This is a genomic window from Acinetobacter sp. NIPH 542, assembly GCF_000369825.1.
In the GTDB taxonomy this organism is placed as follows: Bacteria; Pseudomonadota; Gammaproteobacteria; order Pseudomonadales; family Moraxellaceae; genus Acinetobacter; species Acinetobacter oleivorans.
Map to the genome: position 1 here is coordinate 1,205,945 of NZ_KB850206.1, position 22,147 is coordinate 1,228,091.

The 22,147-nt window shown below is 38.7% G+C and carries 21 protein-coding genes; 13 read left to right on the forward strand and 8 right to left on the reverse strand.

Going from position 1 to position 22,147, the window contains the following annotated elements:
• Window positions 1-232 precede the first annotated feature (232 nt).
• From F886_RS11240 to F886_RS11250, 3 genes are all read left to right on the forward strand, one after another.
• Entirely contained in the window at window positions 233-1,654 is a 1,422-nt protein-coding gene (locus F886_RS11240; RefSeq protein WP_005305100.1) for a GntP family permease, read from the forward strand.
• A 33-nt stretch (window positions 1,655-1,687) separates the two neighbouring features.
• Entirely contained in the window at window positions 1,688-2,473 is a 786-nt protein-coding gene (locus F886_RS11245; RefSeq protein WP_005305104.1) for a 3-hydroxybutyrate dehydrogenase, read from the forward strand.
• A gap of 325 nt (window positions 2,474-2,798) precedes the next feature.
• On the forward strand, window positions 2,799-3,785 hold the full coding sequence (locus tag F886_RS11250; protein ID WP_005305107.1) for an AraC family transcriptional regulator: 987 nt from the start codon (window positions 2,799-2,801) through the stop codon (window positions 3,783-3,785).
• Between the two features lie 70 nt (window positions 3,786-3,855).
• Here the strand turns inward: F886_RS11250 and F886_RS11255 are convergent, their stop codons facing one another.
• Both F886_RS11255 and F886_RS11260 read right to left on the reverse strand, forming a co-directional pair.
• Window positions 3,856-5,199: an MFS transporter gene (locus tag F886_RS11255; protein ID WP_005305111.1), complete on the reverse strand. Its 1,344-nt coding sequence runs from the start codon at window positions 5,197-5,199 to the stop codon at window positions 3,856-3,858.
• A 16-nt stretch (window positions 5,200-5,215) separates the two neighbouring features.
• Window positions 5,216-6,427, reverse strand: coding sequence for an OprD family outer membrane porin (locus tag F886_RS11260; RefSeq protein WP_228129980.1), 1,212 nt, complete (start codon window positions 6,425-6,427; stop codon window positions 5,216-5,218).
• A gap of 366 nt (window positions 6,428-6,793) precedes the next feature.
• On the opposite strand from F886_RS11260, the gene F886_RS11265 reads away from it, so the two are divergent.
• Genes F886_RS11265 through F886_RS11285 form a run of 5 tightly spaced genes read left to right on the forward strand, consistent with a single transcriptional unit; the run spans window position 6,794 to window position 11,684 of the window.
• The gene (locus F886_RS11265) at window positions 6,794-8,044 is read left to right on the forward strand and encodes a dienelactone hydrolase family protein (protein WP_005305117.1); all 1,251 of its coding nucleotides are present in this window, start codon (window positions 6,794-6,796) and stop codon (window positions 8,042-8,044) included.
• Between the two features lie 12 nt (window positions 8,045-8,056).
• Window positions 8,057-8,842, forward strand: a complete 786-nt coding sequence (locus F886_RS11270) for an SDR family oxidoreductase (RefSeq protein WP_005305119.1) — start codon at window positions 8,057-8,059, stop codon at window positions 8,840-8,842.
• Between the two features lie 43 nt (window positions 8,843-8,885).
• The gene (locus F886_RS11275; RefSeq protein WP_005305121.1) at window positions 8,886-10,124 is read left to right on the forward strand and encodes a styrene monooxygenase/indole monooxygenase family protein; all 1,239 of its coding nucleotides are present in this window, start codon (window positions 8,886-8,888) and stop codon (window positions 10,122-10,124) included.
• 28 nt (window positions 10,125-10,152) lie between these two features.
• Window positions 10,153-10,683 (forward strand): flavin reductase family protein, encoded by a 531-nt coding sequence (locus F886_RS11280; RefSeq protein WP_005305124.1) that lies wholly within the window; start codon window positions 10,153-10,155, stop codon window positions 10,681-10,683.
• A 53-nt stretch (window positions 10,684-10,736) separates the two neighbouring features.
• Window positions 10,737-11,684, forward strand: a complete 948-nt coding sequence (locus F886_RS11285; protein WP_005305127.1) for a SphA family protein — start codon at window positions 10,737-10,739, stop codon at window positions 11,682-11,684.
• Between the two features lie 55 nt (window positions 11,685-11,739).
• On the opposite strand, the gene F886_RS11290 is transcribed toward F886_RS11285, so the two are convergent.
• The 4 genes from F886_RS11290 to antA all read right to left on the reverse strand — a co-directional run bounded on the left by F886_RS11290 (window position 11,740) and on the right by antA (window position 16,197).
• On the reverse strand, window positions 11,740-12,798 hold the full coding sequence (locus F886_RS11290; protein ID WP_005305130.1) for an AraC family transcriptional regulator: 1,059 nt from the start codon (window positions 12,796-12,798) through the stop codon (window positions 11,740-11,742).
• Window positions 12,799-13,247: 449 nt separating this feature from the next.
• Complete coding sequence (antC, locus tag F886_RS11295) at window positions 13,248-14,282, reverse strand: anthranilate 1,2-dioxygenase electron transfer component AntC (RefSeq protein WP_081402163.1); 1,035 nt, start codon at window positions 14,280-14,282, stop codon at window positions 13,248-13,250.
• Between the two features lie 5 nt (window positions 14,283-14,287).
• Window positions 14,288-14,779, reverse strand: coding sequence for an anthranilate 1,2-dioxygenase small subunit (gene antB / locus F886_RS11300; RefSeq protein WP_005305137.1), 492 nt, complete (start codon window positions 14,777-14,779; stop codon window positions 14,288-14,290).
• 2 nt (window positions 14,780-14,781) lie between these two features.
• Window positions 14,782-16,197 carry an anthranilate 1,2-dioxygenase large subunit gene (gene antA / locus F886_RS11305; RefSeq protein ID WP_005305140.1) on the reverse strand — a complete coding sequence of 472 codons (1,416 nt, stop codon included), beginning with the start codon at window positions 16,195-16,197 and terminating at the stop codon, window positions 14,782-14,784.
• 219 nt (window positions 16,198-16,416) lie between these two features.
• Between antA and F886_RS11310 the strand changes: the two genes are divergently transcribed.
• The 4 genes from F886_RS11310 to F886_RS11325 all read left to right on the forward strand — a co-directional run bounded on the left by F886_RS11310 (window position 16,417) and on the right by F886_RS11325 (window position 19,050).
• The gene (locus F886_RS11310; RefSeq protein WP_005305143.1) at window positions 16,417-16,767 is read left to right on the forward strand and encodes a winged helix-turn-helix domain-containing protein; all 351 of its coding nucleotides are present in this window, start codon (window positions 16,417-16,419) and stop codon (window positions 16,765-16,767) included.
• Window positions 16,768-16,947: 180 nt separating this feature from the next.
• The gene (gene modA / locus F886_RS11315; protein ID WP_005305146.1) at window positions 16,948-17,736 is read left to right on the forward strand and encodes a molybdate ABC transporter substrate-binding protein; all 789 of its coding nucleotides are present in this window, start codon (window positions 16,948-16,950) and stop codon (window positions 17,734-17,736) included.
• The gene (gene modB, locus F886_RS11320) at window positions 17,733-18,440 is read left to right on the forward strand and encodes a molybdate ABC transporter permease subunit (protein ID WP_005305148.1); all 708 of its coding nucleotides are present in this window, start codon (window positions 17,733-17,735) and stop codon (window positions 18,438-18,440) included. Before modA ends, modB begins: the two co-directional genes overlap by 4 nt.
• Window positions 18,430-19,050 carry an ATP-binding cassette domain-containing protein gene (locus F886_RS11325; RefSeq protein ID WP_005305151.1) on the forward strand — a complete coding sequence of 207 codons (621 nt, stop codon included), beginning with the start codon at window positions 18,430-18,432 and terminating at the stop codon, window positions 19,048-19,050. The genes modB and F886_RS11325 overlap by 11 nt, the downstream gene beginning before the upstream one ends.
• Window positions 19,051-19,096: 46 nt before the next feature.
• Here the strand turns inward: F886_RS11325 and F886_RS11330 are convergent, their stop codons facing one another.
• Window positions 19,097-20,701: a PepSY-associated TM helix domain-containing protein gene (locus tag F886_RS11330; RefSeq protein WP_005305153.1), complete on the reverse strand. Its 1,605-nt coding sequence runs from the start codon at window positions 20,699-20,701 to the stop codon at window positions 19,097-19,099.
• A gap of 2 nt (window positions 20,702-20,703) precedes the next feature.
• Entirely contained in the window at window positions 20,704-20,994 is a 291-nt protein-coding gene (locus F886_RS11335; protein ID WP_005305156.1) for a hypothetical protein, read from the reverse strand.
• Window positions 20,995-21,407: 413 nt separating this feature from the next.
• On the opposite strand from F886_RS11335, the gene F886_RS11345 reads away from it, so the two are divergent.
• Window positions 21,408-22,139 carry a 4'-phosphopantetheinyl transferase family protein gene (locus F886_RS11345; protein WP_005305158.1) on the forward strand — a complete coding sequence of 244 codons (732 nt, stop codon included), beginning with the start codon at window positions 21,408-21,410 and terminating at the stop codon, window positions 22,137-22,139.
• Window positions 22,140-22,147: the final 8 nt, after the last annotated feature.

The following is a 22,147-nucleotide window of genomic DNA, read 5'->3' on the forward strand; positions in this document are numbered from 1 at the left end:
ATAGTTTGATTTTACCGAATATTTAATATAAGTACTTGTATTTTATTATTATTTTAAAATTTAAATAAATTACATTGTTTTTAAATATTTTAGTGATATTTTATTTTTAAGCTCATTTACCTATTACCACTCATAGATACTGTGATTTTTATCATTTTAGGTTTGGGATAACTTAAATATCTTTTGGTAATTTTATTGAACCTAATATCTATTCTTTAGGGAGAAAGAATATATGTGGGAATTATTTGTAATTCTACTTTCACTTGGGCTGTTAATGTATACAGCTTACAAGGGCTTTTCTGTCATTCTTATGGCACCAATTTGTGCCTTACTTGCTGTTCTACTTATTAACCCAGCTAATGTTTTACCATTTTATTCGGGTGTTTTTATGCCGAAAATGGTTAACTTTATTAAAGATTACTTTCTTGTGTTTTTGCTCGGGGCAATTTTCGGTAAAGTCGTTGAAATGTCAGGAATTGCTGAGTCTATTGCTAGAACCATTGTAAGATGGATTGGGGCGAAAAAGGCAATTTTAACCGTTGTACTTTTAGGTGCAATTTTGACCTACAGTGGAGTAAGTTTATTTGTTGCTGTATTTGCCATTTATCCATTTGCAAACCAGCTATTTAGACAAGCCAATATTCCAAAACGTTTAATTCCGGGAACCATCGCGCTGGGCGCATTTACATTTACCATGGATGCATTGCCGGGTACGCCACAAATTCAAAACGTAATTCCAACTACATTCTTTGGCACCAATATTTATGCCGCACCATTTCTAGGAATTATTGGTGCTATTTTTGTTCTATGCATGGGTTTGAGCTACTTAGAATGGCGTCGTCGTGCTGCTGCAAAAGCTGGAGAAGGGTTCTCTGGGTTTGGTGCAGACAATACACCATCTCAAGAAATTGAAGCCGATATGAACTTGCAAACCAATGGAAGTACGGCTCGTCAGGTTTTAGCGTTTGTACCCCTTATTCTTGTTGCAGTAATGAACAAATATTTGTCTAAAGCAATCAAAGAGTGGTACCCAAATGGCTTTGATTTTGCTGCCGTTGGTTTAGCTGATTACACTGTCGATGTTGCAAAAACTGGTGCGATCTGGGCAGTTGGCCTTGCACTTATTGTCGGGATTATTTCTGCAATTTTGTTTGATTATCAACGTGTCGTGACGAATTTTAAAGAGGGCATTAATGCCAGTATTGGTGGCTCACTTTTAGCAGTAATGAATACGGCCTCTGAGTATGGTTTCGGTGCAATTATTGCGTCATTACCGGGCTTTGCCATGATTAGTCATGCAATGAGCAGTACTTTTACAAACCCTTTAGTGAATGGGGCTGTGACAACAACAGTATTAGCAGGTATTACCGGTTCGGCTTCTGGTGGTATGAGTATCGCTTTAAGTGCGATGGCTGAACACTATAACGCCGCGATTTTAGCCGCTGGTATTCCACCAGAAGTTATGCACCGTGTGGTTGCAATGGCATCGGGTGGTATGGATACACTTCCGCATAATGGTGCTGTTATCACTTTACTCGCTGTTACAGGCTTAACCCATAAACAATCGTATAAAGATATTTTTGCAGTCACAGTAATTAAGACATTAGCGGTATTTGTGGTGATTACGGTCTTTACCGTAACGGGTATTGTTTAAATCAGCGCGTTATAAGTATTAAGGAGTAAATAGATGACTAAACTTTTAGACGGTAAAGTTGCTTTTATTACAGGTTCTGCAAGTGGTATCGGTCTAGAAATTGCTAAGAAATTTGCTCAAGAAGGTGCCAAAGTTGTCATTTCTGACATGAATGCCGAAAAGTGCCAAGAAACGGCGAACTCACTTAAAGAGCAAGGTTTTGATGCATTATCTGCGCCATGTGATGTAACTGATGAAGATGCTTATAAACAAGCCATTGAGCTGACTCAAAAGGCCTTTGGTACCGTTGATATCTTAATTAATAATGCTGGCTTTCAACATGTTGCACCTATTGAAGAGTTTCCAACGGCTGTTTTTCAAAAGTTAGTTCAGGTCATGTTAACAGGAGCATTTATTGGTATTAAACATGTTTTACCAATCATGAAAGCTCAAAAATATGGACGTATTATTAATATGGCTTCAATTAATGGCTTGATTGGTTTTGCTGGAAAGGCAGGTTATAACAGCGCGAAACACGGCGTGATTGGCCTAACAAAAGTTGCGGCATTGGAATGTGCACGTGATGGTATTACAGTAAATGCTTTATGCCCCGGTTATGTAGATACGCCATTGGTTCGTGGGCAAATTGCAGATTTGGCTAAAACCCGTAATGTAAGTTTAGATAGTGCACTTGAAGATGTAATTTTGGCAATGGTTCCTCAAAAACGTTTACTCTCTGTTGAAGAAATCGCTGATTACGCAATTTTCCTTGCGAGTAGTAAAGCAGGTGGGGTAACAGGTCAAGCTGTCGTGATGGATGGTGGTTACACCGCCCAATAATTTAAGTGTTTTAAAAGCCGCTTATTTTAAATAGGCGGTTTTTTTATTCATTAAAATTTACGATAGTCTACTGTTCAAAATAATGATTTATATCTACCCTATTTGTTTATAAAAAATCTAATAAAATAAGTTTGTTAAAGTATGAAATTATACTTTAAAGGTATTTAACTTATTTCCATTTTTAAAATTTAATAGAGTGTGAGAAAGTAATCTTTACTCTCTTTCTTGATTAGATATTTTTCAGGAAAACTCGTCAATTAAAGGATATTAATTGGCATACAAGTTGCTTTTTAAGCAATAAGTTATTTAGCTAGGTGAAAAGGATATGATATCACTCAGCCAACAGACGGAACTCAATCATTATTCTCGTAAAGCTGAATTTGCGCAGAATTTGATGTCCACAATTTGTGGTGAACACCGTCTAGACACAATTTACAAAGACACTCTCGATTTTCACTATGACGGAATGCGTTTGCCTAATAAAAAAATGGCGATCGGTACAATCAGTTATGGTGCAAACGTTGCCATTAACATCTCAAATTTAAAAGCGTATAGCATTAGTTTGCCGATACAAGGTCGACAAGCTCTCAACATTCGTGGTGCTCATTATCAATCTGATGAAAACAGGGGCCTTATTGTTTCTAATAACGATCAGCAAGATTTGATTATCGATAAAGATTGCAGAAAATTTCAGGTGGTTATTCCTGAGCGGAGTATGCAGATTGTTCTTGCGGATCTACTGAATAAACCAATTGAAACACCTATTATTTTTAATCCTGAAATGCACTTAGACTCTGAGCAATTGATTGGCGCATGGTGGAAGAATATTCAAAATTTTGTACAGTTAAAAACGCAATATAGCAATTTTTATGGTTTGCAAATGCTATCTGAAGACTATGAAAATTTTGTAATTAAAGCGTTATTGTTGTCTCAAGAAAATAACTACTCTGAAGCCTTAAAGTTACTCTCACATCAGGATGAGCCAGCTTATATTCGTAAGGTTCGTAATTTTATTATTGAACATGCGCACGAAGAAATCTGTGCAGAAGATTTGCAACGTCTGGCTGGGGTTTCAAAATCAAAATTGTATGACGAATTTCAACAGTACTACGGCACCAGTCCAATGTCGTATTTAAAAAAATATCGTCTCCAACAAATTTATAAAATCCTGAGCACCACAGGTGCAGATAGAAAAGTTTCTATTTCAAAGCTTGCTTATGACTGGGGCTTTAACCATTTAAGTCGTTTTTCTCAAGAATATCGCGAAGAATTTGGCGAAAATCCAAGTGAGACTAAAGGCAAAATTTTCTAATATTTAATTTTTCCAAATAAAAAAACTGATTTAATTACTTAAATCAGTTTTTTTATTTATTGATTAATATTTATAGACTTTCTTCTAGCTTTAACACTTGTTTGTTTTTAGATTTCTCATAAATCACTTTCAGGCTAAGTGCAATAAATGAGATGAATGTTGGTAGTGCGAGAATAAAGAAAATACCGCTTAAGCTTAGGTTGAAAGTGAAAATGAGCGAGCCAAAGAAAGCACCTAAAATTGCACCGATACGACCAATACCATGCATCCATGAAACACCAACCGCACGACACACTGCCGGATAGAACATTGCTGCAAGTGGCAGTAATGAAGACTGTGCACCAGCCAGTAAGGCACCAATTAAGAAGATAGTAAGACCTAACAAGAAAATATTTGAGCTCACCAGACCAGCAACAATGAATAGGCCGAAAGCGATGAGATATGAATATTTAATGACTGTAGTTGGGTTCAGTTTATCCATGTACCATCCCATAATGGTTGCACCAATCACACCACCAAAAGGGAAAATCGCTGCAATTAAACTAAACTGTTGAGTACTAAAACCTGCTGTTTTTAAAATCGTTGGCATCCAGCTTGTTAAAAGGTAAAACACCAATAGACTGGTAAAGCAGCAGAGCCAAAGCATGCTTGAACCCCAAAGGTATTTACCTAAAACGACTTTAACTGGATTTTCATCTGATGCAGTTTCTGCTTGAGTTAAAACAAGTTTTACCGGCTCTTGAAAAGAATGACCTTGAATATTTTCTAAAATACGCTGAGCTTTGTCTTGTTGATGACGTGTAATTAAGTATTGAGTTGATTCTGGTAATTTAAGTAATAAAGCAACTACTAAAATTAGGGGAATACTTCCGCCAATAATAATGACTTTTGCCCAGCCATAACTTTCTAATAGATAAGCTGACAGCACACCCCCACAAGAAATACCCAACATAAAACCACAGCCAGCAAGGCCTGTAAGGAATGCTTTACGTTTTACAGGCATATACTCAGACACAATCGTACTGATGTTTGGCATGGCTGCACCTAAACCAACACCTGTAATAAAGCGATAAATCATTAAGTCTTGGGTTGAATTGGCAAAGCCACACAAAATCGTAAATATTGAAAATAAAAGACTTGTAAAAACAATGACGCCTTTACGTCCAAATTTATCGGACAAAGGCCCAGAAATGATTGCACCAATCGACATGCCAACTAAAGCAGCACTTAAAACTGGAGCAAGTTGCGGCTTGGTGATACCCCAATCATCTAATAATGAAGGAGCAATAAAACCGATAATTCCTGTGTCTAGACCATCACAGAAAAAGACGAAAAAGCCTAGGATAAAAACCATCCACTGTAGTGGAGACAGTTTCTCACGGTTGATAATCGTGTTTGCATCTATCGTTTTCATACGTATTCCTTATTCATTAAAATTTTTTGCTGTAATTGACGAAGAAACGGTTTTCAGAGAAATCGTTTCCATGCTTAACGTCGTAATTGATGAAGATGTACTGAAGAGCTAGACCTTTGAGAAAAGGCTGTTGAAGGGCATAATTGACAATAACGTTTGCTTCACTTTCTTTATTTTTTGAGCCATCTGCTGTTTTGAAGTGATCGCCGTATACATATTTGAAAGTCGTATTTAAACCAGGCACATGATCTTTAAAGTCATAGCCATAGATGAAGTGATAAGACTTTTCATCTTGTTTAAAGAAACCGGTCGTGTTCCAGTTAATGAAATAAGTTTCAGGTAAGAATCCATCTGGTAACGGGTAAGCAGACTCACCAATAATTTGCTGATAACCCAAACCAAAGCTATGATTTTTTACTTTAAGCGTTTCTAGTAACCCTACATTTTGTGCATCGATGTCAAAAAGATTTCCATTATCTTTGGCATTGAAATATTTGAATTTTGAATTAACTGAAAAATTAGAATTTTTCCATAGGTGGTCAACGCCGACATAATGTTTGTTATATAAATCCTCCATATTTCCAAAGTAATATTCGCCCTTCAAGGTAGGCGTAAATTGATAGCGAAGATCTAGATAGTTAAGTCCATCTGAATAAGCAGTAACACCTTTTGAAGTAAAAGAAAATCGATGAAAATCTTCTTCATTTCGCGGTGATACTTTTTCAATACGGCCGATTTCAGCAAAAAGCTTATCGTTTAGCTGGCTCTTAAGATTAGTTCCCCAATAAGACGTCAGGAGTTGTCGACTTGCATCTACAGTGGTTACGGGTAAATCCAGCCATAATTCACCAATGCTTAGTAGCGTCTTGTTATAGCCTAACTTTAAGGTCGCACCATATTTTAGATAATCAGGTGCTTGGGACTGCGTGGCTTTATCAAAAGGTAATACCGTATCTGCAACATGTTTATCTTGGCTTAAACGAACCGCATATTGTGCTGAAGCATTTGCGCCAATTTGAATTGGGGTTCCACCAATTTCTAACGGCGTATCATGCATATTTGAGTTGTAAAATAGAGAAACTGATTGTGACCAGCTACCTGTGTCTTTTACATCTGGATTGTCATAGTTTCTGTCTATATATGCATTTTTTAATGTAAATTTCCATTCTTCATCCGCTGAATAAGCCTGAGTAGAAAATGCACTACAACATAAAATATTGATGAGCATTAACTTTTTTTGTTGTCCATAAATTGGCCATGGTCGATGCATAAATAAACGCCTTAATTTAGAAAATGACGGGGCTTTTTTATGTAATCAAACGAATTACATGACTTGATTGAACTATTTTTAGCCAATCGTCACTATCCAATAAGTCCTAATCTTCATCCATTTTTTCCAAATTAGATAAAAAGCATTAATTTAATTTTTAAATTTAAACTTTTGAAATATAGGTATTTCTTGTTTTTTAGTTTTTATACAGTTTGATGAATTTTAATAATTGCGCAGAGATTGGATAGTGCTTGCAGCTTTTGGACAGCCTAAAAAAATATTCGGATAGAAGATAAAGCCATAACAATGTCAGGAGTTGACACTATGGCTGGTCAAACCGTTCAAATTAAAACAGCATCTGGAAAGCAGTTCAGTGCATATCTAGCAACACCAGAAACAGGAAAAGGACCTGGAGTTGTGCTTTGTCAGGAAATCTTTGGGGTGAATGCAGCCATGCGAGAAAAAGCAGAATTTCTTGCAGAAGAAGGCTATACCGTTTTAGTTCCTGATTTATTTTGGCGTGTAGCACCTAATATAGAACTGGGTTACACACCAGAAGATTTTCAAAAAGCTTTCGAGCTTTATCAGCAATATGATGAAAATCTTGGGGTTGAAGATATTCAGGATAGCTTAGCTTTTTTAAAGACTCGACCAGAATGTGACTCCTCTACAGGCCTCGGTGTGGTGGGGTACTGTTTGGGTGGAAAGCTTGCGTATCTGGCTGGTTGTCGACTTTCGGAAGTGGCATGTGCTGTAGGTTATTATGGTGTAGGCATTGAAAAAGCGTTAGATGAATTAGCTAACGTAAAGGGTCGTTTGGTTTTACATATTGCAGAACTGGACCAATTTACACCGCCAGATGCGAGACAAGCGATTGTCGATGCAGCCAACCAATATTCAAATGTACAAACTTATGTTTATGAAGGTGTTGATCATGCTTTTGCACGCCCTAAAAGCAATCATTATCACAAACCGTCAGCACGTTTTGCCCACGAGCGTACAGTAACCGCTCTACATGACACGATTGGACCGAAATATGACTTAGTTGCGCTATGGGAAGAGCATATTCGTCATGAGTTTGATACGCGTGACGTCCCAGCAACCATGGCAACGATGGTCGCAGAACCTTATGTCAACCATATTCCAACTTTAACTGGTGGTGTAGGCCAAAGCCAGCTTGCCCGTTTTTATCAATATCACTTTGTTCATCAAAACCCGAAAGATATGAAGATCACTTCGATCTCTCGTACGGTTGGTTCAACGCAAGTGGTAGACGAGTTCATTATGAGCTTTACCCACGACGCTGAAATTGACTGGTTATTACCGGGTGTAAAACCGACTGGTAAATATGTCGAGATTCCAATGTTGGGTGTAATTCAGTTCAGAGGTTCAAAGTTGTGCCATGAGCATATTTACTGGGACCAAGCATCGGTGCTTGTTCAAATTGGTTTATTAGACCCGACAGGTTTACCAGTTGCAGGTGTCGAAACAGCACGAAAACTTCTTGATGAAGATCTTCCTTCAAATACGTTGATGCCATCTTGGTCAAGTAGTGAAGGCAAACCAGTCAATTAAGGAGTATCTGCAATGAATATAGATTTAAAAGGAAAAGTCGCTGTGGTAAGTGGCGGTGCAACACTGATTGGTAAAGCTGTTGTACAAGTTTTGGTAAGTGCAGGTGCTCATGTCGCTATCTTAGATATTGATGCCAAAGGCAAAGCGATTGCAGAAAGCTTTAACCATGACGTGATGTTTATTCAAACCGATTTAACCAGCGATGCGGCTATTCAACAAGCTGTGGCAGATATTCACCAACATTTAGGTGAAGTGAGCTACTTGGTGAATTTGGCATGTACATATTTAGATGATGGTTTTAAATCTTCACGTCAGGATTGGTTACAAGCACTTGATATTAATCTGGTTTCTACAGTTGAGCTGAGCCGTGCTTTATACAATGACCTAAAAAAGCAGCAAGGTTCAGTCGTTAATTTTACTTCAATCTCGGCCAAAGTGGCACAAACAGGGCGCTGGTTATATCCAGTGTCTAAAGCCGCGATTCGTCAACTCACACAAAGCATGGCAATGGATTTTGCTGCCGATGGTATTCGCGTCAACTCTGTTTCACCGGGCTGGACATGGTCTCGTGTCATTGCAGAAGTCAGTGGCAATAACCGTGAAAAGGCCGATAGCGTGGCAGCCGATTATCACTTGCTAGGCCGATTGGGTCATCCCGAAGAAATCGCCAATGTTGTTTTGTTTTTATTGTCACCCGCTGCGAGTTTTGTCACCGGAGCAGATTATGCGGTCGATGGCGGATATTCAGTGATGGGCCCTGAAGGATCACAGCCCGCTATTCCACGTTTAGCCGAATAGCACAGCGTTTTAAAAGCACATTTAGAAAATTATGGAGAAGATTATGCGCCGTATCGCAATTGTTGGAGCAGGACAGTCTGGTTTACAGCTTGGTTTAGGCTTATTAGATACAGGCTATGACGTGACAATGATCACCAACCGAACTGCCGATGAAATCCGCCAAGGTAAAGTCATGTCAAGCCAGTGTATGTTTCATACCGCTTTACAAACTGAACGTGACTTGGGACTGAATTTTTGGGAAGAACAATGTCCAGCGGTAGAAGGCATTGGGCTAGCTTTAGTCAATCCTGAAAATGGTGGTAAAGCATTTGAATGGAGTGCTCGTCTTGAGCGTTACGCTCAATCGGTCGATCAACGCGTCAAAATGCCATATTGGATGGAAGAATTTGAACGCCGTGGCGGTCGATTGGTAATTCAGGATGTGGGAATAGAAGAGTTAGAACAACTTGCAAATGATTACGAGCTTGTATTACTTGCGGCTGGTAAAGGTGAAGTCGTTAAACAGTTTGAACGTGATGATGCACGTAGTGTTTTCGATAAACCGCAGCGCGCTTTGGCATTGACCTATGTCAAAAACATGAAGCCAATTTCCCCATACTCTCGTGTGACTTTTAATATTATTCCAGAAGTGGGCGAATACTTTTCATTTCCAGCACTTACCGTGAATGGGCCTTGCGACATTATGGTCTTTGAAGGTATTCCAAATGGACCAATGGACTGCTGGCAAGATGTCAAAACGCCCGAACAGCATCTGCAATGCAGTTTATACTTACTCAAGAAATTTGTGCCTTGGGAATATGAACGCTGCACAAATGTTGAGTTAACCGATGCTGGTGGATATTTAGCAGGACGTTTCCCACCGACAGTACGCAAACCAATTTTGACATTACCGTCTGGCAAGAAAATTTTTGGGATGGCAGATGCCTTGGTGGTGAATGACCCGATTACTGGTCAAGGCTCAAACAACGCTGCTAAGTGTAGCAAAATCTATTTCGATGCCATTTTAGCCAATGATAATCAAAACTTTAGCGAACAATGGATGGTTCAAACCTTTGAGCGTTATTGGGCCTATGCAGAAAAAGTCGTGGCTTGGACCAATAGCCTATTAGTGCCACCACAGCCTCATGTTGTTGAACTATTAGCAGCCGCAAGCCAAAACCAGAGCATTGCTTCAATTATGGCCAATAACTTTGATGACCCGCGCTCTTTTGCCCCTTGGTGGTTTGATGCAAATCAGGCTCAGGCATTCATGGCCTCAAAAACCGCAGCAAAAGTGGCTTAAGGTCAAAATATCAAAGGGAGAATTAAAAATGGACACAATTGAAACTCAAGGTTTACAAATCATTAATGCTGAAAATCCAAGAGAAATCCGTAATTTACTTGGTCAGTTTGCAACTGGCGTTACCGTGATTACAACCCGTGGTAAAGACGGTCGGAAAATAGGAATGACAGCGAATTCATTTTCATCGCTGTCTTTAGATCCACCATTAATTTTGTGGAGTCTTTCAAAAACAGCGCCAAGTTTGTCTGATTTTGTAGAAGCTGAATATTTTGCCATTCACATGTTGGCACAGGAGCATCACCAGCTTTCGGGACATTTTGCTCGAGGTGCTGAAGACAAATTTGCAGGCATTGCCCATCAACAATGTAATGCAGGCGTTCCAATTTTGTCCGATGCACTCGCAACCTTGGTTTGCCGCAATGTAAATCAGTATGAAGGCGGAGATCACCTGATTTTTATTGGTCAAATTGAACAATACCAACAACGCCAAGGTGAACCATTGGTATTCCATGCAGGAAAGTATCGGATTGCTGCTGAGCATCCAGAATTAGCACATTAATACACCACAATCACGATCAATCCGGTCGTGATTTTTTTATAGGAAATAAGAAGATGAAAAGCACTTTAATTAAACATGGATTTTTAGCAGGAACATTGTTGGGTTTGCCGTTGGTTACACATGCCTATGATTTACCGACCGTAAACTTAGGTATGACCAGCTTTCTCGATGGCGGCTTACCCGCAGGGCCCGGTTGGTATGCTCAAACCTATTTTCAAAATTACGATAGCAATAAACTGGTCGATGCCAATGGACAAAAATTAGGTTTACCTAAAACAGATTTAAATTATCAAGTACTGGTTGAGCAGATTAGTTATTTATCGAATGTCCGAGTAAAAGATAAAGCCAGTCTAGGCATAAATTTTCTGGTTCCTTTTGTCAGCAAAATGGATATGGATGATGGCTTGAATAATGCTGCCATTAAGGCCCAAAGTGGCTTTGGGGACATTATGATCGGACCTTTTATTCAGTTCGATCCAGTCATGGGTGCACAAGGGCCGAAGTTTGTACATCGTTTTGAGTTTCAGATGAATTTACCTACTGGGGAATACGATCAACAAAAAGATATTAATCCCAGTAATAATGCTGTTTCATTTGATCCTTATTGGGCTGCAACGTATTGGTTTAATCCAAAGTGGACAGCTTCAACGCGTATCCATTATCTCTATAACTTTAAAAATGATGACCCAAGCTATGCTTTTGCTGGAGCAAATGATATACAAGCTGGGCAAGCAATTCATGCAAACTTCGCAACAGACTATGCCATTACTGAACAGTTCCGTTTAGGACTAAATGGCTATTGGCTAAAACAAGTGACAGATACTGAAGTGGATGGTGAAAAAGTCAAAGGCCGACGTGAACAAGTCTGGGCAATTGGTCCGGGTGCGATGTATAGTTTTTCTAAAAATGATCACTTGGTTGCAAATGCTTATTTTGAGCAAGATGCTCAAAACCGACCAGAAGGAACACGATTACAAGTCCGTTATGTTCATCATTTCTAAGTCATAAAAAAAGCCTTTTATATTTATTGATATAAAAGGCTTTTCTCTATTTGTTTTAAGAAAAAATTGAAGTAATTAAGCCTGAGCCTTCACTATGACCAGAACGGCGGGTAGACGAAGGTAACTCTCCATAACGGCGTTTATATTCTTGAGAAAAACGGCCTAAATGGCTAAATCCCCATTTAAATGCAACGTCAGTGACAGAGAGATTTTCATTGTGCATGAGTTCTAAATGAGCCTGTTCAAAACGTAATTCTTTTAAATAAGACATTGGGGTTGTCCCCAAATAGTTTTTAAAACCAGTAAATAGGGTTCTTACGCTCACGCCTGCATGTTCAGCTAAAATTTCGACATTAAGTGGCTCATGTAAATGTTCTTTTATATAGGCTTCTGTACGCTTCACGAAATAAGGAGAGACTGTTTTTTCTTTATGCTGATCTATTTTATGTAATGCGTTATTGGGTTGACCATAAATGAGGGCATTAAACAAATTTGACTCAAATTGTTTAAAGGCTAAAGGATGATGGAGTGGATGTTGATCACATGCTAAAGCATCCATCAGTGTTCTAACGAGCTGTAAAAAGTAGCTTCCACTTTGTTTAGCAAAGTCTAATTTAGGGTCAAAAACAAGTAAGTTATTTTCTGAATCAGCAATGTGTTGACGGCAATGGTAGGTAAAATCATCCTTTGAAACTTTTAGAATAAGCTGTGGTGAGTTCGCATGCCAGCGCATACGTAAAGATTGCTGAGGAGAAATAAGAGAAGCAACTTGAGAATAAGAAATAAACTTTTGTGAACCGAATTCGATTTCTGCATAGCCTTGAGTTGGAATTTGAATTAAGTAAAAGCTATCAAGGTGATCTGGTTCAATAATGACATCCGCGCCATATTCCAAGCGACTAATAGACAATGCGCCTGTTTTAACATGGTGCATAGTTGCACTGAAATCTCGCTTCTGCTGAGAGATTTTAAGATCATGCGGTTTAAAAATTTGGCCTACATTGCGGCAGGTTTCGCTTAAATCGTGGTGATCAAACACCAGATTATGATTGGTAAAGATAGACTCATTTTGAAAATGACGTCCACTGAGTTCTGGGGAGTTGGCTTGGTTCATATTTATCCCTTTTGGCTCACTCCTGTATTTACTTGTATTGCAAGAGCTTTAAAACTTCGCTGCACAGCAAGTAAATACGGCACTTAAAAAATTAAGTTACTCGCAAATTACAATGAGATATAAGCAAAATACAGACCAATTTAACCGCTAGTTAATGTGATTTTCTCAAATTTTTACATCGGATTTTGACCATCAATTTAGTAAATTCGAGAAATAGAATAGGGGGATATAAAAGGTGCTATAAGTTAATCTCATCATGATCTTATTCCTTAAGATCTATCAAAATTTATAGCAAATCCGAGTGAACTGGTCAATTTATTTTGTCGGAATTTATTATTTTATATTATTGATATATAAAAACTTTTAATTTAAATGCAAAAATTCAATATACCCCCTACAGAGTATATTGAATCATTTCAGGTTTTAGTGGTTTTTAAATTATTTATACTTCAACGTGATGTATTACTCTGTAAAAACTTCTCGCTGTAAATACGGTAGTTTTGCAAAGATTGTTCATCTAACCAATTTTTAACAGCTTCAATCATTGGCGGTGGACCACATAAATACATATCAAAAGCCTGCTCGGCCAATTGATCTTTATTTAAATGCTCATGAATATAACCCGCTTTGCCTTGCCAAGCTTCGGTTGCTTTAGTCACAATCGGGTGATAACTAAAGTTTGGTAGCTGTTCAGCATAGGCATGTAAACGCTGTTGTTCACACAAGTCAGTTTCATTATTTACGCCGTAATACAACTGAACTGCAGGTGAGTTAGGTTGTTCGACCAAGTTATCTAGCATTCCCAAGAAAGCTGATAATCCTGTTCCACCTGCCACAAAAACCAGTGGTCGCTGTACTTCACGTAAATAGAAACTACCAAGCGGCGCTTCAATAAGTAGGCTTTGCCCAACCTGACAGCGATCACGCAAATAATTACTCATCACACCGTCTGGCAAGAGACGAATGAGAAATTGCAATTGATTGGTTGCATTTGGTCTATTTGCAAAAGAATAAGAACGCCAATCTTCAGTATCTGGAATTTGCAAACGAGCATATTGACCCGGTAAAAACTGAAGCTGTTCAGCATGACTGCTCGCATCAAGATGCAAAATTGCTGTCGTTTCAGAAACCAGCTCAACTGCAGTCACTTTGGTTTCAATTTTTAAAGTATCACCAGCGTTACAGATAGCAGAATCATGATCGAAATAAAAAGCAGCATCGGATTTCACACGCGTCTGGCAAGCTAACATTTTACGCTCAGCCAAATCACGCTCACTTAATGCATCTTCATCAACATATTCTTGTTCATAAATACCAGTTTCACACTGACCCTGACAGGTACCACAAACACCTTCACGACAGTCTAGCGGTAGGTTAATTCCTTGGCGAACTGCTGCATCAAGCAACAATTCGTCGTTATTTACCGAAATGAAAAAGGTTTTGCCATCGGCAAAGTTAAGTGCAACTGAATGTCCCATTTTCATTCCCCTTAAACGTGATAGAAGTCTAAAACGGAATCAATTTTGTCATTAAGCAAAATGCTGTGCTGACGACGAATGCGGAAACCATCTGCTGTTTGACGTAAAAGATAAGTAGCATGTCCGTAAAAACAGCCTTCTAAACCTTGACGGTTATAAAGCGTTTGCCATGTAACTTTTGCTTCAATTAATCCATCTTCCAGTGTTTTAACTCGAATGTTGTTTATGCTGTGCAAAGTACGTGGTAACGGTGTTGCAGATGCCGCTTTTCCAGTACGGATACGGAATACACGGTCTTCGAGTCCAGTACGGTCTGCATAATAAATATAAGACAAGCCCTGATTTGGATCTTGAACATAGTTATGATCATCAATCCACTGTGGAATATGATATTCACTATCTTCATCGTAAAGCTCTAGGTAGGCATCCCAGTCATAAGCATCACAAAGTTCTGCTTTTTTGTACAAAAACTGAGATACAGCAAAATTTAGTTCTTGTGACATGGTTACACCTCATCCATTACAGCATTGTTTTCAAAAGTAATATCCTGCATTTTCAATGCTTTCTTATTTAAGCCATCAAGCATTAGACGTTGCCAGTGTCCATGCTGATTTACATAGAGTCCTTCATGAGTAAACTCACGGCCAGTAATGACGGGTTGAATGCCTAAATCTTGTGAGTTTTTGGTCGCACCATATTCCCAAGACTGACAGCCACGAGAAATATCGCTCCAACGTTCAAGTCGTGCTTGAAAACCTTTTTGCTGTTCACGGAATTCAACTAAATCATCTGGTGTACCAAGGCCTGATACGTTAAAGAAATCTTCAAACTGACGGATACGGTTACGGCGCGCTTCAGCAGATTCGCCTTTAACCCCAATACATTGGCTGATGACTTCGGTTTTATTCCAAGAGACAGGACGAACAATACGAAGCTGAGAACTAATTTGGTCCATAAAAAATAGGCTAGGGTACAAGTTCAAGTTTCTTAAACGATGCATTGCCCATTCAGCATATTTGTCACCATATTTTTCGACCATATATGGCATAACTGTGCTGTAGCCCGGACGAACAGTTGGGTTCGGCATGTCACTAAATAATACGCTATGACCATTTTTGAAGCTGAACCAGCCATCGTCAGTTTCTGAGTCACCGGCCCCTAACTTGCTATAGTCAAGTGTATCGAGTTCTTCACCTTTTGATGCATTGACTTGTTGGCGGTGTTGGACTGTAGAGACATAGTTATAGTGAACGGTACTTACATGGTAACCATCTAAGCCATTTTCATTTTGTAGCTTCCAGTTACCTGCAAAGGTATAAGATGACTTGCCTTGAAGTACTTCGAGTTCACCTGTTGGCGACTGATTAACCATTAAATCAAGGAACAGTTTTGCATCGCCCAAAAAGTCTTCTAGAGAATCTGTTGCTTGAGTATCAAGGCTTACAAATACGAAACCACGGTAGCTGGCAATACGGCCTTGTTTTAAACCACGGCTTGATTTATCAAAATCTTCACAATATTCGCCTGGTGCTTTGACTTTCACCAAGCGGCCATCTGACTTGTAGCACCATGCGTGGAACGGACATGTAAAGGTTGACTGGTTGCCTTTGGCAACGCGTGTTAAGGTTGCGCCGCGATGTTCACAAGCATTGACCATCGCGTGTAATTCGCCTTTACCATCACGGCTCACAATAATCGGTTGACGACCAATTTGAACTGTTAGGAAATCATGATTGTTTGGAATCTCACTTTCGTGACATGCATAAATCCAAACCTTTTCAAAAATAAGTTCCATTTCCAAGTCAAATAGTTCCGGCTCAGTAAACATATTACGTGCAATACGAAACACGCCATCGTTAGGACGGAAGTCGATACATCCATCTACAAAATCATTCCATTGTTTTAAATTAGATGAGGTCATTTGCTCAATCCTATTCATTCAGCTTTTAACTGATTGAACCGCGATTAGGCCTTTACCTCTATCCGTTTTTTCCAGATCTTTATCCACTTTGTGCAGTTTTGATTTTTTAATAAGACTATTTTTAAGAGCTAATCGAGATTTAAATTTGTATATGTCTTAGCTTGTTAAACTTCCCTATAATGTTAATGAGCATAAAATAAACTTTTGTGAACTAAGTCTATGAAAGAACAAAATTTAAAATTACAGATTAGAATTCTTTTAGAGCAGAACATTGCATTTGGACCGGGTAAGGCCGACTTACTTGAAGCAATTGAGAAAACGGGTTCGATCTCACAAGCCGCAAAATCTATGAATATGAGCTACCGCCGTGCGTGGCAGTTGGTAGACACCATGAATCAGTGCTTTGAAACAGCTTTAGTTGAAACTCAAACAGGCGGAACACATGGTGGTGGGGCAGCCGTTACAGCTATAGGCCAAAAAGTCTTACAGCATTACCGACAAATGGAAATCAATGCTCGACAAGCCTTAGAACAGGACTATCAAATCATGAGTAGCTATTTAAAGAAATAAGATGAGAAATACTTTATAAATTAAAGAATTTAAGGGCGAATCAGTTTTATCTACCAATAGTTTTCAGTTGCTCAGAAAAAATATCCATCTTTATAAATAATTTCTACTTTTCATCGTCTATGCTTATCGCTATATTCTTGGGTATATATCGCTGCAAAAAACGACAAAAAGGTAAATATAATGGTAAGTGATACGAAGATAAAAAAGTTGGCTTTAGCCTATTCAGTCTTCAGCATGGGATTGGTCTTTAATGTTCAAGCCAAGGCTGAATCGGTTACCATTTATGCAGCAGCGAGCTTAACTAATGCGATTAACGATTTAGAAAAAAATTATGAAAAACAAAATAATAAAGTAGAAGTTAAAACTTCATATGCAGGCTCATCGACATTAGCGAAACAAATTGAAGCTGGGGCACCAGCGGATGTATTTATTTCAGCAGATACCCAGTGGATGGATTATCTACAAAATAAAAAATTAGTTGCAACAAATGACCGTATAAATCTATTAGGCAACCGTCTGGTTTTAATTACCCCTAAAGGGCAGTCACTAAATGTAAAACTAGATAAAACAACCGATCCCAATAAAGTATTTACTGGCAAGATTTGTACAGGGGATACCAAAAGTGTGCCTGTAGGCAAATATGCTAAACAAGCATTTACCAATTTAGGTTGGTGGAGCCGTATTGAGCCAAAGTTAGTTGAAACAGAAGATGTTCGAGCGGCATTAAACTTTGTTGCGCGAGGTGAATGTCAGGTTGGGATTGTCTATGCAACCGATGCAGCGATTAGCAAAGACGTGAAGGTAGTAGGCGTATTTCCAGAAAATACACATTCACCAATTATTTATCCTATAGGGATAATTAAAAAGAACTCAAACTCAGCAAAGTTCTACCAGTTTTTACAAAGCAACCAAGCCAAAGCTGTTTTTAAAAAATATGGCTTTAGTGTGTTGGCTCCAGCAAAACCATGATGTTCTCTTTAACCCCAGAAGAGCTTAGCGTGCTACAACTTTCTTGTAAGGTAGCGGCAAGTTGTCTTGTGGTCAGTATTATTCCCGCAATTTGTGTGGGATGGTTTTTGGCACGTAAAGAGTTCTGGGGTAAATCATTCATTGAAACATTGGTGTTCTTACCTTTGGTGTTACCGCCAGTTGTTCCTGGTTATTTGCTTTTACAGGTATTTGGGAGCCGCGGCATTATTGGACAATATTTGGCACCCCTCGGAATTGATTTTGCATTTAACTGGAAAGGCGCCGTTCTTGCATCAGCAGTGATGGGTTTCCCGCTATTGGTACAATCTATTCGGCTAGCGATTGAACTGGTCGATCAACGTTTAGAAATGGCAGCAAAGACATTAGGTGCTTCATCTTTAGGGGCATTTTTTCATGTCACGATGCCGCTTGCCAGCAGTGGTATTTTAATTGGTGCTATTTTATGTTTTTGCCGCAGTTTAGGTGAGTTTGGTGCGACCATTACCTTTGTGGGTAATATTTCAAATGAAACACGTACTTTACCTTTGGCCATGTATAGCCTAATGCAACAACCCGATACAGAAGCCGCTATTCAACGGCTTATCGTTTTATCGTTAAGCGTGGCTTTTTTAGCTCTATGGTTTGCACAGTGGTTTCATCGTTATCAAAAGAAGCGTTTAGGACGGTCAGGTTATGTTGATTGATTGCCGTTTTCAGCTACACATGGGTCAATTTCATATTGAACCTAGTTTCCAGTCAGATGCTTCTGTTATTGGATTATTTGGTGCCTCTGGGTCAGGTAAAACATCAATTTTACACGCCATTGCAGGACTGAACACTCCGCGTAGTGGAGTCATTAAAATACAGGGTCAAACATGGTTTGATTCAGATCAAAACATTAATTTGAGCACCCAAAAGCGACATGTTGGATTGGTTTTTCAAGATGCTCAGCTTTTTCCGCATAAAACGGTAAAGCAAAACTTATTATTTGGTCTTAAGCGTCTATCCCAACAAGAACGTCACTTTGAAGCTGATTACATTATTGAATTATTAAAGTTAGGACACTTATTACAACGTATGCCCATTAAACTCTCAGGAGGGGAAAAACAGCGCGTGGCACTGGGTCGAGCATTGTTATATTCACCTAAGCTGTTACTGCTCGATGAGCCGTTATCAGCACTAGATGCGAATCATAAAGCTGAAATTATTCCTTTTTTTCAGAAGGTAAAAGAGGAAATAAAAATTCCGATGATTTATGTAAGTCATGATATTCAAGAGATTAAACAACTGACCGAAACAATGTGGATTTTATAATTTTTCATATTTCACACATTATTTCAGTCTAGTTAGTTCATGGTTGTTAGTTAGCCCATAAACTGCCTGCTGGAGCAGATTTTCGGCGATCTTGAGCTTGTTGATAAAAACGCCAGAAAGCGAAAGCAAAAATGATAGCTAAGAAATCAACCACTAAGATTTCTCCGCCATGTACCCATAAGCCACTTTGAGGAATGAAGTAGGCTAAAAGGGATGTAAGCGGAATCGCAAATAAAACCAAAACCATGGTTAACAACAATTGTGGTAAAGCTTTTGCATAGCCAATCACAAAGGTATAAATCAAACTCAGTAGGAAAATCGCATAATAACCATACATAAAGAGGTGATTCATGCTTTCAATGTTGAGTGTAGCGAAAAGCCAACGACTAGCCAACATTGTGCCTACGACAGCTAAGACACACCCTAAACAGGCACCTATAGTCAAGTTCGCAAGAAACACCACATCTTTACGTTGAACAGGAACAGGGTCTTCAGCACGCTTTTGTTTACGTGCGCGAGTTTCAACCCAAAGGATGTTACCTGTATAAAACAAGAAAGCACCACCGACACCTAATACAAAATAAATCCAACGTACGCCTGTACCGCCAAAACTTCCAAAATGTAGACTAAACATGGCGTTGATTAACTTATTCCCAGCATCAGTCTGTGTGTTAATGCCTTTATGATTAAAGTGCTCAACTGCATATGGGTTCATACGCATAAAGTCATGATTTGCACCGCGCAACATCTGATCTGAGCTATAGAGAGCAATACGTGCATTGGCTTTTTCAGGTTTATCTAGGCCACTGAACTGGATGTAGTCAACTGAATATTCAGGCGCTACTTTTTTAGCTTGAGCTAATATTTGCTGCACATCAATGTGCGTTTGTTTAGGTTGAATAAGCGTAGGGGGAGAACGCTGAAAAACAGGTTGTCCTTTGAGTGCAAGTTGTCCAATCGCATCATAAAAAAAGTCATGAAAAGCAAAGACAATAACGCTAATACTAATAATGATGTGGAAAGGTAAGCTCGTAATTCCAATCACGTTATGCGCATCTAGCCAAAAGCGCTTTTTATTTTTACCAGGGCGAATAACAAAGTAGTCCTTTACCAAAGTTGGTAAAAGAATAATCACTCCTGAAAGCAGGGCAAGAAAATATAGAATCGAAACAACACCCATCACATACAGGCCTAGTCCGTGATGGCCGGCCATGCCCGGTATGCCTGCTGTTTCATGTAACTGTTCGATCAGCCAGCCAGCTTTAGATAAGTTTTCTTGAGCAACGATTAACTCGCCATTGTTATCTAAGCTTGCCATCCACGTAGTCTGAGCAGTATTAAAGCCATCTCCACGTTCATGTTCACTCCAAGTAATGGGTGCATAGTGAAATTCATTGGACGATAAATTGAGTGTGAAGTTCTTTTGCGCAGCAGGATAGGCAGTCTGTACTTTTTGAATGAGTTCATTATATTGGTCGGGTGAGACTTTCGGTAAAACTTGCTGTGTTGGCGTAGCCCACTTACTAATATGGTGCTGAAACATGCTGAGCCCACCAGCAAAGAAACAGATAAAAAGCAAAATTCCTGCACATACACCCACCCAAGTATGCATGTTTTTTGCTAATTTCATGATGTCTGAACGTACTTTCATATTTAACCCCGTAAGACAAAAATACAGCTATACGCTAGGGCATTAGCAATCAATAAATAGATAAGCGCTTTTCTTCCAGTCGCAAAAAAATAACTGCCAAACATAATAGGCATCCAAAACCAAGGAACACTCCACATACCAACTTGCACCAATAAATCCATGGCAACATAAGGCTGGCCGAATAAAACAATTAAATTACCAATCGCGATAGAAAGACTTAGACCAAAAACACCACCAGCAAAAGTTTTACTCCACCAGTCTGGCTGGATCGGAGACTGAATTTTAGCTTTCATGAAACCAGTTTCCGTTTAAAAAGCGCCATAAAAGGAAGAAACGACCACGCAAAAATGATGAGCATGAACCAACAAAAAGCGGCAACAACTTTTGGTAAGCTTGCAAAGAGCGCAATAAATCCAATGCCTAATAGCACTAGACCCAAATACTTAAAGAAAGTAGGAAGATGTTGAGACAACAGATTTTGGTTGCTATGACTACAATAGATACTGACCGCTCCCAATAGGGTCAAAAAAAGTCCTATAAGTTTCATAATCGATGTTTATAAGTAAATTAAAGTCAAAATTTACCCAACAGTATAAGTAAATAATAATTATTATCAAATGATAAATATAATTATTTATGAACTTGCAGTGAGTAAGTTAAGATAGGAGATAACTCATTAAAAATATTTATTTTGAAGTCGAATACAGTGAGCAATTATCTATACATTCCTGAACAACTCAGTACATCAATTTATGAAATTTCGAGTCCTATTTTTCTTACATCAGAGCTATTGTGTTATGGGCTAGATTTATCACAAACAAAGCATTTGTATATACACCAACAATTAGAGCATCCCCTAAAAATTGCTGAAGCGTGTGTCGATCGTAAAAATGAGTATTTATGTGGAAGGGTCTTAGCTCAGGCTGTTTTAAATCATCATTTCGGTTTAGATAAGTCAATAACCTCTATGCATGAACATTTACCCATCTGGCCAACTCATGTTTTGGGGAGTATTAGTCATTCACAAAATAAGTTAATGGTTGCGTTATCTAACAATGCGGTTTATTTGGGAATTGATATTGAGCACTGGGTGACCTCAGAATTTGCTCAAGAGAGCGCACATCTTGTTTTAACGCCATTTGAGTTCGATTTATGGAAAAGTAAAGTGGCTGATTTTTTTGATTTTGCCCGTTATGTGAGCTTAATTTTCTCTGTAAAAGAAAGTCTATATAAAGCGATTTATCCCACTGCAAAGCAGTATATCGATTTCTTAGAAGCATCTATCGGTGATATTAATTTTGAAAATCAAACATTAACGCTAACTTTCTTGCCAGAAGTTCAACAGCGCTATCAACTCTTAGAACAATATCAAGGTGGTTGGGCTGTAGAACAAGACTATATTATGACTTGGGTTTTTCAAGCACATCATTCTGCTTAAACCAAAAG

What these genes read in the sequence shown, in the direction of transcription:
- F886_RS11240 (WP_005305100.1), top strand. Translation starts at nt 233, where the DNA reads ATGTGGGAATTATTTGTAATTCTACTTTCACTTGGGCTGTTAATGTAT.
- F886_RS11245 (WP_005305104.1), top strand. Translation starts at nt 1,688, where the DNA reads ATGACTAAACTTTTAGACGGTAAAGTTGCTTTTATTACAGGTTCTGCA.
- F886_RS11250 (WP_005305107.1), top strand. Translation starts at nt 2,799, where the DNA reads ATGATATCACTCAGCCAACAGACGGAACTCAATCATTATTCTCGTAAA.
- F886_RS11255 (WP_005305111.1), bottom strand. Translation starts at nt 5,199, where the DNA reads ATGAAAACGATAGATGCAAACACGATTATCAACCGTGAGAAACTGTCT.
- F886_RS11260 (WP_228129980.1), bottom strand. Translation starts at nt 6,427, where the DNA reads ATGCTCATCAATATTTTATGTTGTAGTGCATTTTCTACTCAGGCTTAT.
- F886_RS11265 (WP_005305117.1), top strand. Translation starts at nt 6,794, where the DNA reads ATGGCTGGTCAAACCGTTCAAATTAAAACAGCATCTGGAAAGCAGTTC.
- F886_RS11270 (WP_005305119.1), top strand. Translation starts at nt 8,057, where the DNA reads ATGAATATAGATTTAAAAGGAAAAGTCGCTGTGGTAAGTGGCGGTGCA.
- F886_RS11275 (WP_005305121.1), top strand. Translation starts at nt 8,886, where the DNA reads ATGCGCCGTATCGCAATTGTTGGAGCAGGACAGTCTGGTTTACAGCTT.
- F886_RS11280 (WP_005305124.1), top strand. Translation starts at nt 10,153, where the DNA reads ATGGACACAATTGAAACTCAAGGTTTACAAATCATTAATGCTGAAAAT.
- F886_RS11285 (WP_005305127.1), top strand. Translation starts at nt 10,737, where the DNA reads ATGAAAAGCACTTTAATTAAACATGGATTTTTAGCAGGAACATTGTTG.
- F886_RS11290 (WP_005305130.1), bottom strand. Translation starts at nt 12,798, where the DNA reads ATGAACCAAGCCAACTCCCCAGAACTCAGTGGACGTCATTTTCAAAAT.
- antC (WP_081402163.1), bottom strand. Translation starts at nt 14,282, where the DNA reads ATGAAAATGGGACATTCAGTTGCACTTAACTTTGCCGATGGCAAAACC.
- antB (WP_005305137.1), bottom strand. Translation starts at nt 14,779, where the DNA reads ATGTCACAAGAACTAAATTTTGCTGTATCTCAGTTTTTGTACAAAAAA.
- antA (WP_005305140.1), bottom strand. Translation starts at nt 16,197, where the DNA reads ATGACCTCATCTAATTTAAAACAATGGAATGATTTTGTAGATGGATGT.
- F886_RS11310 (WP_005305143.1), top strand. Translation starts at nt 16,417, where the DNA reads ATGAAAGAACAAAATTTAAAATTACAGATTAGAATTCTTTTAGAGCAG.
- modA (WP_005305146.1), top strand. Translation starts at nt 16,948, where the DNA reads ATGGTAAGTGATACGAAGATAAAAAAGTTGGCTTTAGCCTATTCAGTC.
- modB (WP_005305148.1), top strand. Translation starts at nt 17,733, where the DNA reads ATGATGTTCTCTTTAACCCCAGAAGAGCTTAGCGTGCTACAACTTTCT.
- F886_RS11325 (WP_005305151.1), top strand. Translation starts at nt 18,430, where the DNA reads ATGTTGATTGATTGCCGTTTTCAGCTACACATGGGTCAATTTCATATT.
- F886_RS11330 (WP_005305153.1), bottom strand. Translation starts at nt 20,701, where the DNA reads ATGAAAGTACGTTCAGACATCATGAAATTAGCAAAAAACATGCATACT.
- F886_RS11335 (WP_005305156.1), bottom strand. Translation starts at nt 20,994, where the DNA reads ATGAAAGCTAAAATTCAGTCTCCGATCCAGCCAGACTGGTGGAGTAAA.